This window comes from Bartonella sp. B12(2025) (genome assembly GCF_053795135.1).
The window spans coordinates 1,347,006-1,361,418 of the sequence record NZ_CP200031.1 but is presented as its reverse complement, the minus strand read 5'-3'; the positions used below and the strand labels follow the sequence as shown (position 1 = coordinate 1,361,418).

Sequence of the window (14,413 nt, the reverse complement as noted above, 5' to 3'; positions counted from 1 at the left end):
TAAAAGTCCATATAAGTGGGGTATATGAGAACCTGTGATGTTTGAAGTTTTTTTCTACACGGTATGTTGAGTTGGATATAGTCACACTGAAAGATTTTTACATTTCTACACTTGGGGTGCGCGTGCAGGGGACACTGTGTGACCAATTAAATTTATGGTGGCCTGATCTTACTGATAAACGGGTTATGGGGTTTGGGTATGCGCTTCCTTACCTTTCTGCGTTACGTACACGTGCGCAACAATGTTTCGCTTTTATGCCTGCGGCTCAAGGTGCTTCGCCTTGGCCTTGTGCTGAGAAAGTTGCTACAGCACTTGTTTTTGAAGAAGATTTGCCGCTTCCCGATGCTTCGGTCGATTGTATTTTATTGGTACATGCACTTGAATATACAGAAAATTCACGTGAAACCCTGAATGAAATATGGCGAGTTTTAGCTCCCAATGGCAGCTTGATAGTTATTGTTCCTAATCGCTCTGGCTTTTGGGCACGCAATGGTTGCACACCTTTTGGTTACGGTGAACCTTATAGTCGGCAACAGATCGCTCGTTTGTTTGAAAAAACAAATTTCATTTCTGGGCCAGTGCAAGAAATTGTATATTATGCACCTTCTTCAGGTTATGCTTCGCGCTTATTCTCATTTTTTTATGAGCCGTTTGCACGCCATCTTTTGCCTTGTTTTGGTGGACTTTTAATGTGTCAGGCGCAGAAACGTGTTTATCAAGGCTTGCTTGTACAGCGTCGTCAATCTCGGCGTGTTTTTATTCCTGCATTATCGCCACAAATTTGTGAGAGCTTTGTTTCATCTCGGACGCATTTTATTGCAGAAAAAGATTGAGGGTATCAAAATTGTTTTTGGATCAGTCAATGTCAAAGAGGCTTTAAGGGTTTAAACAATAGCTGCTTTGATCAGGAGTGAGAATTTGTGTATTGGAGGTCTTTTTTGTTTTTTTCTGTAAACGGTAGAGATAGGTCTCTAATGTATGGGTGATACTATTTTCATTATAATTCCAAATTTATTCTAGCAGTATTTCACGGGGTACAATTTTATCATTAGTGTAACAGAGGTACTTAAGAATTGTCGCCTCTTTTTCTGTGAGGCGTGTTTTGTTAATCAATAAAGAGTTTTTATCCGAATTTAAAAGTATAGGGATTGACGTCAAACTGCATCGTCATTTTGCTCATATTGGTGCAATTGGGCGCGAATGCGTGCCAATAGCGCTGCAAAGTGGAAGGTTTTGTTACAGAAACATTGGCGCTTACTTCAAGATCCAAAATGGTATCGCAGTCTGTATCATGATTCGTGATCATGGTAATGGGAGTACAAAACTCTTGAGTGTATAATTTTTGAACGGCTTTGCGGCTATCAATTCAGAAAATTCAATATCAAAAATGGCTAGATTAACACTTTCTTCTTAGATATTGTAATTCCTACTTTAGCCATTTTCGCTTGGAATATTTCAAATTCTTTATACATTTTGCAATTGTTCTGGCAAAGTAGGGTACAGATCATCATCTTCTGCAACGATTAAAGGGTATAGCGTTTCATTTTTTTCTTTATAAAATATGCTGATGCTATGATTTGTGGAGAGTGGTTTCATGAAAAATGAGATTTCATGCAAAGAAAATTAAAAAAGAAAGCTTCTAAAAAACAAACTTTTGTCGCTTCTATGGTCGTTCGTCAACAAGTAGGTAATTGCGCGCGAGGTATTTTGCGCGTTGGTCAGAATCATTTTCTTTGTGCTCTAGGGCGGAGCGGTATTTCTGCTTTTAAGCGTGAAGGAGATGGCGCAACGCCTTTAGCACATATGCGCTGTTTAGGAGGATTTCACGGTAATTCTTATTGTTCCTTTCCACGCTCTGCTTTGTCTTTTCGTCGCATTCGAGTGCAAGATGGTTGGTGTGATGCAAGTGGTGATGCCAATTATAACCGTTTGGTGTGTCTTCCTTATAGCAACCGTGCTGAAAAAATGCATCGTGAAGATGGGCTTTATGCAATTGTTTTAGTTTTGGATTGGAATATTACAGAACGAAAAATGGCAAGAGGGAGTGCTATATTTATGCATTTAGCACGAAAGAATTATGCGCCAACAGAGGGATGTATTGCGCTTGCCCGCCGTGATATGGAGCGTCTCTTGCCGCACATTAACCGACGGACAAAAATTATTGTTTTAAGATGAAAGCATTTCTATTTTAAGGTTGCCCATCAAACAGACTTCTCTCCATTCATCTTCTGTCACGGGTTGTACTGATAAGCGACTAGCGTTGACCAGCACCATATTTCCCAATTTTGGATTTGCTTTGATCTGCTTTAATGAAACAGGCGTTGGTATATCACAGAGTGCACGGATATCCACACATTCCCAGCGTGGATCAAGAGTTGTAGAATCATGATGTGCTTCAGCACATACTTCTACAATGCCTACGATTTCTAATCCTTTATTTGAGTGATAAAAAAAGCCTTTATCACCATATTTCATGGCGCGCATATTATTACGAGCCTGATAATTACGTACACCATCCCACTGTTCACCATTAGAACCTTTTTGTTTTTGCATATCCCATGACCATTTATGGGGTTCAGATTTAAAAAGCCAATAAGCCATGAGATCTCCTTTTTTATGAGCTGTGATGTATTGCACAAGTTATATCTTTATAGCATCATCCAGTACAATTTTTAAAATGGGATAAAGAGTGCACGTTATCGATTTGTTTCTTCTTTTTTAGAAGTAATCGAATTATGGTAGAAAAATGAGCCATATTTTTTACCTGTTTTTATAGGGTGCATGAAGATATCTTTCCTGCATTTTCTTCTCGGAGGAAGGTGTGTGCGCGGATTGAAGAATAGGCTTAAAGGGAACCGTTCATCATGGGCAGTTTAGTCATTTTTTTGACTTTGGTCTAGAAAGGTCAGTCAATATAATCGCGTTGATTTGAAAAAAACGATGCAAGAAAATTGGTTCCAAAAAGCTCAAATACTACAATGATAAGAGCAACAGGTAAAATGTTAAATGACAAGGGTTCATATTGTGCTTCGTGGATAACATAAGCGTCAATCTATTTTTCTTATGCTTTTGTTCCACGGCGCCCCATCCCGATCAAGGGGGTAGATTTTTCATCCAATGGCCAGCGTGAGCGAGGAGCAATATCAAGGGAGCTTATTTCCCCCCGTGCGAGCTTTTGTGCACCGGCAAAAGCAATCATTGCAGCGTTATCAGTACACAAAGAAAGAGGGGGAGCTATAAATTCAAAACTATGTTGATGTGCAAGTTGTTGCAGTGTAGATCGAATAGCTTGGTTGGCGGCAACTCCACCCGCGACAACTAAAGCAGGAGGTCGACATCCCTGATAATAAGATAAGGGATATTGGTGGATAAAGTTTTGCAACGCTAAATCAACGCGATCACGCACTGTATCGGTAACTGCTTCTTGAAAACTTGCTGCAATGTCAGCAACATCGCTTTCTGTAAGAGGCGCCATGGCTGTCGCCACTTGCCGAACGGCAGTTTTGAGGCCAGAAAAAGAAAAATCTAATCGTTTCTCACCTTTTAAAGGTCGTGGAAGAGGGATCCGATTTTTATCGCCCAATAAAGCCGCTTTTTCAAGTGCTGGGCCGCCAGGATAAGGAAGGCCTAAGAGTTTTGCTGTTTTATCAAAAGCTTCCCCTAATGCATCATCAATGGTGGTTCCTAAACGCTGATAGTTGCCTAGTCCGTGAACAAGAATTGTTTGTGTATGGCCGCCTGAAACCAACAACAGTAAATAAGGAAAATTGACATTATGTGTTAGCACGGCTGTTAAAGCATGGCCTTCCAGATGATTTATGGCAATAAAAGGTTTTCCAGTGGCAAGAGAGAGTGCTTTTGCACTCATGACGCCTACCAACAGTCCTCCTATCAAACCAGGACCACTGGTGGCTGCAATGCCATCAATATCTCTTAATTTTGTGTTCGCTTCTGTAAGTGCTTTGGAAATCAAACTATCGAGAATTTCAACATGAGCACGAGCAGCAATTTCAGGAACAACACCACCGTAAGGTGCATGATGATCGATTTGGCTCCAAACAATATTGGAAAGAATTCGGCTGTTTTCTTCCTTGTTGTATTCAACAACAGCAGCAGCAGTTTCATCGCAACTTGTTTCTATTCCCAACAGGCGCATTTCAAACAAAACCTTATATTGAAGATTCTTTATCTATGTGAGTACCATGAACAGGTAAAGATACAAAGAAACTTCTCTTGGAGTTGATTTTTCTATGAAAAAGTGCATTTTAGCGCTTTCTCTGAATATAACGGCGATATTAACTAAAAATTAAGCTGTGTTTTTCAGTATAAAATGCTTATGTATTTTTAAAAGCTTGTTTATTAAAGTATATAATTATAAATATTTCTGATAAAGATCCCGTATTGAAATTTGATGAAATTATACTTTTTAGAAAAGAATGTAAAAAAAGATATAATATTCCAGAACAGCTTTATTTTTAAAACTTTTTTCATTTCATTATTTTATCTTTAAAGGCAAATTGTGCACAAAAGTGACTAAGATGGCAGATTCTTCAAAACCAAAAGCTAAGCAACATTATGCGAAGATTCGTCGTAAAAAGCCAGTGATTGAACATGAAGTTATGGATTCAGAGCAAATAACGCAAAACTTTGTAGAAGCAGATACAATGGAGAAGAAAAGCATACCAAGGAAGAATATGTCTGGCTTTACTTGGCTTTTCTTGCCTATTTCAGGAATTTTTGGTGGTCTCATTACCTTAGGTCTTTTGATGGGGCTTCAATGGACGGGTTTTTTTTCTTCTTTTTTGGTGGGCAATCACGATGGAGGAGAAAAAGCTTTGCAGATTGCTGAGACAGCAAAAAGTCAAGGTGAAAAAACAGGGAAGCAATTAGAGCGTGTGCTTCAAGAAATTGATGCATTGAAAACAGAGTTTTCTTCTTTTTCATCACAACAGGTTGAAACAGCTCAAAATGATGAAACATCGCAAAAGGAAAGCAGAAAAACTTTTGTAGCTCTAGAGGAAAAAGTGAAGGATCTTGAAGAGGCTGTGCAAGCTTTAGTTGGTGTATCAAAAGAGATAGAAACAGCTTTGTCTGTTGGACAAAGCAATGCAAATGACCTTTCTGTATTAAAGCAACGGTTAGAAATTATGCAGGAAGAAATTTCTGCTAAACATACTGAGAAAAAAGAAATAAATACTGCACTATTTACTGCAATCAGTTCGCTGAAAAACGCTGTAGAGCGTGGTGGATCTTATAGCAATGAATTAAAGCTGTTACAGCAATTATCGCCTTCAATTGATGGACTTGATTTGTTGCAAAAGACAGCCACTTTAGGTCTTCCAAGTTCAGCGCAACTTTCAGCTGACTTTGCTCGTATTGCAGATGCAATCGTTGGGACGCAAAACATTGTTACCTCAGATGCTGGTTTTTTTGAACGGATTTTAGCATGGATAAAAGGTCTCATTGTTTCGCGGCCTATTGGAAATGTTGAAGGTATGACGCTAGGAGCGATTGCGGCGCGGATGGAAGTTGCTATTCAAGCGGGGGATTACGAAAAAGCTTTAAGCGAATGGCAAACATTGCCCCAAAGTGCAAAAGATGTTTCGGTGCATTTTGTGCATAAACTTGAAACACACATTGCTGTCTATCATTTTCTGCAGCAGTTGCTGATGTCTGTGCAACAAGGATCTTTTAAGGCAACAAAGATGTAAATAGGCTCAAGATGATACGTGTTTTGATTTATATTTTTGTTGTATGTGCGCTCGGTTTAGTTTTCGGGTGGTTCGCTAATCACAATGGTGTTTTTGTCCTAACATTTTTGAACTTTAGGTTTTCTGCTTCATTGCTCACAGTGTTAAGCGTGCTTATTTTATTTTTCGCAACGCTGGTGCTTTTATGGTGGCTTTTGTGTGTAATTTTTTCTATACCTAGAACTCTTTCTAATTATTTTTATAAACGTCATAAAAAGCGCGCTTATAAAGCCCTTTCACAGGGGATTCTTGCAGTTTTTGCGGGCGATGGTGTTTTGGCGCAACAAATGGAGGCTCAAGTTGTAAAATATCTTGCAGACCAACATGAACCGTTGGTGAAACTCTTACAAGCTCAAATTTTGTCTTTGCAAAATGATTCAGTCCGCGCCATTAGTCTTTATGAAGAGATGAGAAAAGAAACACCAACAAAATTGGCGGGGCTTTACGGTTTGTTTCGTGAAGCTATGAAGAGCAAAGCTTATGAAGCAGCGCAGCAATACGCAGAAGAAGCGTTGGCCTTATCACCAACACTTTTGTGGGCTCATCAAGCTGCGCTTGAACAGCTCAGTAGGAGCGGACAGTGGGACAAAGCACTTGCTATTTTTGAACGTGCGCAAAAAGCTTTACCACGTGGTGTCCGTTCAACTGCAGAGCGCCAACATATACAGGCTTTGCTGTTAAGTGGGCAAGCTCTTCATTTGTTTGAGACACATCCTGCAGAAGCACGTGCAGCCATTTTGAAAGCACATAAATTGGCGCCTGATTTTGTTCCAATAACAGTCATTGCTGCTGATGTTCTTTATAAATTAAATGAAATGCGTAAAGCTGATAAAATGATTATTGCAGCTTGGCAGAAAGAACCTCATCCTGATTTAGGAGCGCTTTATCTTGAAAGAGAAGAAGGAGCCGTTGGGCGATTGAAAAAGGCTAAAACACTTGCTTCTTATAATAAAGACACATTTGAATCAGCTTTTCTTATTGCTAAAGCTGCTTTGGATGCTGGTGAAACGGTATTAGCAAGGGAACAGGCTCAAAAAGCACTTCACTATCATCCACGGGAGAGTGTCTATTTATTGTTGGCAGATATTGAAGAGGTACAGGGGAATAATCAGGGAGCAGTACGTCAATGGCTTTCTTTGGCACTTCGTGCCGAACGCGATCCAGTGTGGATGTGTGACGGTACCATTTTTCCTGCTTGGGCAGCGGTTTCTCCAATAAGTGGACGTTTGGGTTGCTTTGAGTGGAAAGCGCCTCCCAGCAGCTCTCCTCTCACATTAGAGGCTGCCAATATTACTGTGTCGAAAAAACAAGATAAAGAAGATATTGTGGGAAAAAGTGCTGGTGTTGAAGATAAGGCGCTTGAAGAATTACCTCCTGTAGAGGACTCTCTTTTGCATAATGCGCAGATGGAAAAACAAGATACAAAGGAACAAGATGCCAAGGCATTCAACCAAATCCGCTTAAACGTTGATGATCCAGGAGTTAAAACAGAAGAGGAGGAGGCACCTTTGTCGAAAAAAAAATTTCGTTTGTTTTAAAAAAGAGAGTTGTAGTGAATATTGTGCGTAAAAATTATTCTCTTAATTTTGTTGCAGATGTGATTGGTTAAAAAATGTTTTTAATACAAAGGTGTTTTGGCAAAAAGCAAAGAAATAGCAAACCAAGAATTGCGGTCGTTATTCATCGTCGATCTATATATACTGGTCATTTGGGAAAATTTTTGCAACAAAGTGGTTTTGTTCTTGATATTTATCGCCCTATTTTTGGTCAGAAGCTTCCCGATACATTGGCGCATTATACTGGTGTTGTCATTTTAGGGGGATCGATGAGCGTGAATGATAAGGATGCGTATATTCGTGAGGAAATTGATTGGATTTCTTTGGTACTGAAAGAGAATAAGCCGTTTTTGGGTATTTGTCTTGGAGCACAAATGTTAGCGCGAAACCTGGGAGGGCGTGTTGCTACAAGAAGTGATGGAACTGTTGAAGTTGGCTGGTATCCATTGGAAGCGACCTTGCAAGGAAAGGCATTGATGAATTGGCCAGAAATGGTCTACCATTTTCATGATGAAGGTATTTATGATTTACCTAAAGAGGCAGTGCTTTTAGCAACAGGTCAGACATATCCTACACAAGCTTTCCGTTATGGAGATAGTGCATGGGGCTTGCAATTTCATGCTGAATTCACGCGTGCTATGATGCGGCGTTTAGTGGTTCACTCAGCATACAAATTGACTGAAAAAGGTGCTCAACCCGCTTCTGCACATTTGAAAGGTCGTTTAATTTATGATCAAGCTTTGAAACAATGGTTTGAAAATGCATTGCAACAGATTTTTGTGTACCCGTTACACACGTGTGAGAGTTAAGAATTTTGACCATCATCATGAGATAAAAAAGTTTTAATGTTATCTATGTTTTTTATACCTTACTTTGTTTATTTTCCAAAAGTTAATGGAAAATTGACATGAACTTTTAATGATGTATCTCATCTGTTTGAAAATAGAGGAAACAGTTGGAAACAGCATTTGTATGGGAAAAGCGGTGTTTAAAAACGTGGCGAATTTATTTTTCATACAGGTAGTATATTGCGTGTCAGTGAGCCTTTTCCCTTTGATGATGAAGAATATTTGAACTTGTTTTTGTTCAGCATAAGAGGTTTCTTACGACTATGCAGGGCTTGTTTTTCAAGCAAGCTAAAAATCTTCAAGCTTTGTTTTTTATTTTGAGCGTTATGCCTAAAAATGCAGACAGCCACCCTATTTTACCCTTGTTGATTATTCATGAGTGGGTAAAATTAGGGTGTTTAAAACTTGGCCGTCTTGCACCACTTTAAGTCTGAAAGACCGTATTTTAAAGTTGTGCAATCATACCTGCTGCAAAGGTAAAGCGAGAAATATTGAGATCGTTTTCAATGAGGGCAGCAATACGATTTGTTACATTGTGAATTTTATCTTCTTGTGTTTTACTCCAAGCTGCAAATGGATCATTTTTTTCTCCATAATTTTTCAGCACTTTCATAACAATTTTCCGTAAGCTTTCAGCAATATTTTCTTTTGCTTGGCTTAAGGCCATACTATCATAATAATCAAGTACAGGAATTGTTCGACTTGCTTCATTAATACGGTTTATACGAATGATTTGAGCAAGTGAGAAATAGATCTCTGCGGTTTTAATAAGATCGCTGTCGGTTTGTTTTGCAATCAAAGAAATATCACAAATTATTGGAGCAGCTTCTAAGAGAGCCAATTGTTTTGCTAGAACTTTTGGCGCCCCTTCTTCATTATAATGTACCTCTTTTTCTTTAATTTTTTGATTAATATCTTTATCATTAGATTGTGTAAGCAGTTTTTCGATCACATTACGGGCTTGCTTCATTGTTTTCACAAGTTCTTCTAATGGAACAGAAAGATCCATATTACGCAAACCCCAATTGGCTGCCTCAAAAAGCATCGTAGTAATGGCTGCATAGAATTTGTTTTGGACAAGACCGGGGATCTTATTATCGAGCTTATCAATCTGATCAGACAATTTGGGTATTTCAAAACCATCGCACAGTGTGATGAAAACGCGAACAATATTTTCAACCTTTTGTTCTGTTGCATCTTGTAGTCGATTAACAAAAATAGGCCCTCCACGATTTACAACCTCGTTGGCAATGAGGGTTGCGATAATATTGCGACGCAATTGATGGTTAATAACTTCTTTTTCAAATCTTTCTTGAATTTGAGTTGGGAAATAGTGCAACAAGATTGAATCAAAATAGCGATCATCAACAATGGGGCTGTGAACGATTTCTTCTTTCAGGACTAATTTAGCATATGCCAAAATAACGGCAAGCTCTGGACGTATAAGACCTTGACCTTGCGCTATTCTTTGTCGCAAAACTTGTTCGTCAGGAAGAATTTCAACTCTACGATCCAGAAGTTTTTTCTGTTCAAAATCATGCATAAAGCGTATTTGATAAGGCAAATCAGCAACGCTTTGGCTTTCAGCTAAGGAAAGAGCAAGTGGTTGCAAATAATTGTTGCGCAGGACTAATTGTTCAACCTGTGGAGTCATTTTTTTCAAGAGTTCATTGCGTGCTTCGCGGGTAAGTGTTTTTGCATGAAGTGCTGATGCGAGAACAATTTTGATATTGACCTCGACATCTGAACAATTAACACCTGCGGAGTTATCAATGGCGTCCGTATTGCATCGTCCACCGTTTAAGACATATTCAATTCGACCGCGTTGTGTAACGCCAAGATTAGCCCCTTCACCAATAACTTTTGCACGAACTTGTTCACCAGTAATGCGTAGTGCATCATTCGCACGATCTCCTACTTGTGCATCAGTTTCTGTTGTTGCACGGATATAAGTGCCAATGCCGCCAAACCATAAAAGATCAACAGGTGCTTTGAGAATAGCAGAGATAATTTCAAAGGGTGTTCCCGTTTGTTTTTCAAAGCCAATGGCTTGTGCTGCTTCGGGTGAGAGAGTGATGGTTTTCGCTGTGCGCGAGAAAATACCACCGCCTTTTGATAATTTTGTGTGATCGTAATCCTGCCAGCTTGAACGAGGAAGTTGAAAGAGGCGCATACGTTCTGCGTAACTTTCAGCTATGTTTGGATCTGGGTCGATAAAGATATCACGGTGATCAAAGGCAGCGATAAGTTTTGTTTGTTTGGAGAGTAACATTCCATTACCAAAAACATCGCCAGACATATCACCAACGCCGACGCAGGTGAAGGGGATTGTTTGAATATCGTGATTAAACGATTCTCGAAAATGTCTTTTAACCGCTTCCCACGCGCCTTTGGCTGTAATCCCAATGGCTTTGTGATCATAGCCTGCTGAGCCTCCAGAGGCAAAAGCATCATCGAGCCAAAAATGGTTTTCTTGGCTGATTGCGTTGGCAGTGTCAGAAAAGGTTGCAGTACCTTTGTCTGCAGCGACAACAAAATAAGGATCATCGCCATCATGGCGGATGATATTGTCAGGTGCGCTTACTTTTTCATTTACTAGATTATCAGTAATGGAAAGCAAGGCTGTGATAAAGTCTGTATAAGCTTGTCGTGCGGCTTCTACCACAACGGCTCGGTCATTGGTTTGGGGGAGGCGATGAGGATAGAATCCACCTTTTGCACCGACGGGAACGATAACTGCATTTTTGACCTGTTGTGCTTTGACGAGGTCAAGTACTTCAGTACGATAATCCAATGCACGGTCAGACCAACGAATTCCACCGCGGGCAATAGAACCAAAGCGTAAATGAACGCCCTCAACTTCTGGTCCGTAAACAAAAATTTCTCGATAAGGACGTGGTTCCGGTAAACCTTCAATTTGGCGTGGATCTAATTTTGTTGCTAAAATACGCCGTGGACTACCATCTTGAAGAGGGGTAAAGGCATTGGTTCGTAAAGTTGCATTGATGAGATTGCGATAACGGCGTAAGATGAGGTCATCATCTAAACCAAGCACCTTTTGCAATTTTTCTTCAATGCGTTGGTGAATGATTTGTTGGTTTTTTTCTCTCTCTTTTTCCGTATGGCTTTGATGGAATTTTAAATGAAACAAAGCATAAAGATCTTTGGTAATATCAGGATAAGAATTTAAAGTTTGAGCAACACGCCCTTGTGAATAAGGAATTCCAGCTTGTTGGAGATACCGTCCATAACAGCGTAAAATGACAATTTCACGCCAATCAAGTTGTGCTGTTTGGGTTAAGGCATTAAAAGCATCATTGTCAGCATTCTGAGCCCAAGTGGCTTCAAATGTTTCAGCGTGCTTTTGACCGGTCTTATCGAAATCGATATAAAGTTGGAAGGCGCTTTCGAGTTGCATATCATGAAGATACACAGACTGTCCGTTGCCATCTGGTAATTCAAGTGTTTGTTCAGCAATGACTCGAAACCCCATATTTTCAAGAAGCGGAACACGTTTGGAAAGAGCTAGTGCTTTATGGCGGTGAAAGAGCCGGAGAGAAATTATTCGTTTTTCTTTATTATGCGAGTGATAAAAAGTAACGAAAAGCGGCTTTTTATCATTAAGACTTAAAATATGCCCGGCATCTTCAATGGCGTCTTCAGTTGAAAATAAGTCACGATAGCTGTTAGGGAATTGGCTGGCCAAACGCGTTTGTTGCTCTGTTGTTTTGCGGGTAAGAGCTATGCTTTGAACACTATCTTCCCAACTTCGTGCTATGAAACGCACATGTTGTTCAAGCGTGGTGCGCTCGATAAAAGGAGCACTTTCGCTCCCTTTGCGATGGATGATATAATAGACACGTGTAAGGGTACTTTCCAAAAACAGCGGATAGGACTCAAAAAAATCACCTTTATAGAGTTCAACAAAATACTCACCAACTTTTTCGCGAATGTTGCTGCTGTATTGGTCACGGGGTACATAGACAAGTATAGAAACAAAGCGCCCAAAAGAATCGGTATGGGCAAGCACTCGCAAACGTGGACGTTCGTCTAATTGCATGATAAGTTTTGCATTTTCTGTCAATGTATCAATGTCGGAACGAAACATTTCGTCTCTTGGATAGGTTTCTAAAACACTGATGAGCGCTTTTCCAGAATAGTCAGTACGATTGTGTCCAAGGCGTTGAATAATGATTTTGGCTTTTTCTTTTAAGAAAGGGATTTGCAAAATAGAGCGTGTGTAAGCTGAGGAGGTAAACAACCCTACAATGCGTAACTCTCCACGTAGCAAACCTTCTTTATCAAAGATTTTAAGACCAATATAATCGAGCCAAACAGGACGGTGAACTTTTGAGCGACTATTAGCTTTTGTCACAATCAGCAGATTATCACTTTCCATAAAGGATAAGATTTCTTTTGGTGGTTCTTCTACGCGTGCATCGCCAATAATACGAATAGAGGCATCGGTCAGAATACCCAGTTCAGTACCGCTAGCTCTAAAAGCTTTTGTAGGCTCTTGGTCTTTTATGAAATCATAAGTACGCATGCCAAGAAAGATGAAATTATCGCTCATTAACCAATTGAGAAACTCAATGGCTTTTTCACCTTCTTGTTTATAATTTGATGGGAGACTGGTTTGATAGGTGTGGATATGCTTTTCAACTTCTTTAAGCATAGGTTTCCAGTTTTGCACAGCGGCATTGACCTGTTCAAGAACTAAGGTGAGTTCGTCTTTGAGCTTTTGTATCTGCTGTTCGTTTAATGGCTCAATATGAATTTGTACTAAGCTTATGCGTTGTCCGGAAGCACAATCAAGGATGGGATGGGCAATTAAATAAATGTGATTCTTGTGCTGATTGAAGACATTTAAAACAGAATCAAGAAGGAAAGGTTTGTTATCGTTGACGAGCGTAATAACGGTTATGGGCCTGTTATCGCGGGTCAAGTTTTGTTCAAAGCAGATGGTGCTTTTTCCTGTTTTATGGAGATTAAGAGCATCAATGGCGGTGGTTGCAGCTTTTTGAAGTTCTTTATTTTCATAACAGGCAATATCTTCTTTATCGGTATGAACAAAAAGAATTTGCTCTATTTCATCTTTTTTGCTTTTTATTTCTAGTGCTTTTTGTTGTAACACAATAATCTTCCCTTTATTGTTTTTAGGCTCTTTGTCTTCATAGGCACAAGCCATTATTATATGCAATATTTGCAGTGTAGCACCTTCTCCCTAAAGAGAATAGTTATTTATTTGGATGAGATAAACTTGTTTTTTCTATTTTGCAGTAATAATTTGCTTATTCTAAGGAAATAGCTTGCGTTAATAAAAGGATATTTTTAATAATTTTGGATGTTAATGGTCTGTTCTTTAAATGTACAAAATGAAAGTAAATAGAGAATGACACATTTGCCAGAAAGACTTTTAAGTGGTTATCAATCCTTTATAAAAAATCATTTTTCATATAAAATTGCACATTATCAGCAATTGGCAATTGAAGGACAGAAACCTGAAGTTTTGGTTATTGCTTGCTGTGATTCGCGGGCAGTACCAGAAACGATTTTTGATGCTAAGCCAGGTGAAATTTTTACTTTACGCAACGTGGCAAATTTAGTTCCCCCTTTTTCTCCTGATAACCAATATCATGCAACATCAGCAGCTATTGAATATGCCGTGCAATTGCTTGAGGTTAAGCATATCGTTGTTTTTGGTCATGCTTATTGTGGGGGGGTGAATACTGTTCTTAGGGAAACGTGTAAGTCTTTATCGTCAAATGATTTTATTGGTCAATGGATCAGCCTCTTGACATCAGATGCGGAAACAGTTGTTGGCAATAAATCGCTGACCGTGCCAGAGCAGCAGATCGCATTAGAGCAACTTTCTATTCGTCATTCGTTGAGGAATTTAGAGACATTTCCGTGGATAAAGGCACGCAAAGATCGGGGTGTTCTGACATTACACGGGGTTTGGTTTGATATTTCAAGCGGTGAATTATGGAGTATGGAACAGGAAACAGGTTGTTTTGTGCGTGTTGAGGTCGGGAGTTTTAAAATGTAACGTTTGCTATCTTTTAAGGTATTGAATGATAAACCTTGACAAAGTAGGGGTTTTATTGTTTGAAAGAATGTGCTTTCAGTGACAAAATTAACTTGGAGCCACCGACTGAGACCCCAGTGTAAGGGTATAAAGAGATCTCGGAGGTCAACATCCGACGGCGCGATGCGTTCTCGGATGCCATTTTGGTTTGTTTGTTATGCAGCAATGAGG

Annotated in this window: 9 protein-coding genes and 2 pseudogenes; 7 read left to right on the top strand and 4 right to left on the bottom strand. The window is 39.5% G+C overall.

Annotation, left to right across the window (positions count from 1 at the left end):
• The first annotated feature begins 41 nt into the window (after nucleotides 1-41).
• Nucleotides 42-833, top strand: coding sequence for a class I SAM-dependent methyltransferase (locus tag V3564_RS06065; RefSeq protein WP_455480679.1), 792 nt, complete (start codon nucleotides 42-44; stop codon nucleotides 831-833).
• 43 nt (nucleotides 834-876) lie between these two features.
• Here V3564_RS06065 and V3564_RS06060 read toward each other — a convergent pair.
• Nucleotides 877-1,563: pseudogene (locus V3564_RS06060) on the bottom strand (response regulator transcription factor).
• Between the two features lie 48 nt (nucleotides 1,564-1,611).
• On the opposite strand from V3564_RS06060, the gene V3564_RS06055 reads away from it, so the two are divergent.
• Nucleotides 1,612-2,175 carry a L,D-transpeptidase family protein gene (locus V3564_RS06055; RefSeq protein WP_455480678.1) on the top strand — a complete coding sequence of 188 codons (564 nt, stop codon included), beginning with the start codon at nucleotides 1,612-1,614 and terminating at the stop codon, nucleotides 2,173-2,175.
• On the opposite strand, the gene V3564_RS06050 is transcribed toward V3564_RS06055, so the two are convergent.
• Both V3564_RS06050 and tsaD read right to left on the bottom strand, forming a co-directional pair.
• Complete coding sequence (locus tag V3564_RS06050; RefSeq protein WP_455480677.1) at nucleotides 2,167-2,601, bottom strand: EVE domain-containing protein; 435 nt, start codon at nucleotides 2,599-2,601, stop codon at nucleotides 2,167-2,169. The two genes, V3564_RS06055 and V3564_RS06050, sit on opposite strands and share 9 nt — an antisense overlap.
• A 460-nt stretch (nucleotides 2,602-3,061) precedes the next feature.
• Entirely contained in the window at nucleotides 3,062-4,156 is a 1,095-nt protein-coding gene (gene tsaD, locus V3564_RS06045) for a tRNA (adenosine(37)-N6)-threonylcarbamoyltransferase complex transferase subunit TsaD (RefSeq protein ID WP_455480676.1), read from the bottom strand.
• Nucleotides 4,157-4,538: 382 nt separating this feature from the next.
• On the opposite strand from tsaD, the gene V3564_RS06040 reads away from it, so the two are divergent.
• The 4 genes and pseudogenes from V3564_RS06040 to V3564_RS06025 all read left to right on the top strand — a co-directional run.
• Nucleotides 4,539-5,711 carry a COG4223 family protein gene (locus V3564_RS06040; protein WP_455480675.1) on the top strand — a complete coding sequence of 391 codons (1,173 nt, stop codon included), beginning with the start codon at nucleotides 4,539-4,541 and terminating at the stop codon, nucleotides 5,709-5,711.
• A gap of 11 nt (nucleotides 5,712-5,722) precedes the next feature.
• Nucleotides 5,723-7,288 (top strand): heme biosynthesis HemY N-terminal domain-containing protein, encoded by a 1,566-nt coding sequence (locus tag V3564_RS06035; RefSeq protein ID WP_455480674.1) that lies wholly within the window; start codon nucleotides 5,723-5,725, stop codon nucleotides 7,286-7,288.
• Between the two features lie 74 nt (nucleotides 7,289-7,362).
• The gene (locus V3564_RS06030; protein WP_455480673.1) at nucleotides 7,363-8,115 is read left to right on the top strand and encodes a glutamine amidotransferase; all 753 of its coding nucleotides are present in this window, start codon (nucleotides 7,363-7,365) and stop codon (nucleotides 8,113-8,115) included.
• A gap of 42 nt (nucleotides 8,116-8,157) precedes the next feature.
• Nucleotides 8,158-8,582 (top strand): annotated as a pseudogene (locus V3564_RS06025) (DUF2125 domain-containing protein); the annotation flags it as partial.
• Between the two features lie 17 nt (nucleotides 8,583-8,599).
• Here V3564_RS06025 and V3564_RS06020 read toward each other — a convergent pair.
• Nucleotides 8,600-13,288, bottom strand: a complete 4,689-nt coding sequence (locus V3564_RS06020) for an NAD-glutamate dehydrogenase (RefSeq protein ID WP_455481469.1) — start codon at nucleotides 13,286-13,288, stop codon at nucleotides 8,600-8,602.
• A gap of 258 nt (nucleotides 13,289-13,546) precedes the next feature.
• On the opposite strand from V3564_RS06020, the gene V3564_RS06015 reads away from it, so the two are divergent.
• Nucleotides 13,547-14,203, top strand: a complete 657-nt coding sequence (locus V3564_RS06015; protein ID WP_455480672.1) for a carbonic anhydrase — start codon at nucleotides 13,547-13,549, stop codon at nucleotides 14,201-14,203.
• The last annotated feature ends 210 nt before the right edge of the window (nucleotides 14,204-14,413 follow it).

Excerpts from the sequence above, each read along its gene's own strand:
- V3564_RS06055 (WP_455480678.1), top strand. The coding sequence starts at position 1,612 with ATGCAAAGAAAATTAAAAAAGAAAGCTTCTAAAAAACAAACTTTTGTC.
- V3564_RS06050 (WP_455480677.1), bottom strand. The coding sequence starts at position 2,601 with ATGGCTTATTGGCTTTTTAAATCTGAACCCCATAAATGGTCATGGGAT.
- tsaD (WP_455480676.1), bottom strand. The coding sequence starts at position 4,156 with ATGCGCCTGTTGGGAATAGAAACAAGTTGCGATGAAACTGCTGCTGCT.
- V3564_RS06040 (WP_455480675.1), top strand. The coding sequence starts at position 4,539 with ATGGCAGATTCTTCAAAACCAAAAGCTAAGCAACATTATGCGAAGATT.
- V3564_RS06035 (WP_455480674.1), top strand. The coding sequence starts at position 5,723 with ATGATACGTGTTTTGATTTATATTTTTGTTGTATGTGCGCTCGGTTTA.
- V3564_RS06030 (WP_455480673.1), top strand. The coding sequence starts at position 7,363 with ATGTTTTTAATACAAAGGTGTTTTGGCAAAAAGCAAAGAAATAGCAAA.
- V3564_RS06015 (WP_455480672.1), top strand. The coding sequence starts at position 13,547 with ATGACACATTTGCCAGAAAGACTTTTAAGTGGTTATCAATCCTTTATA.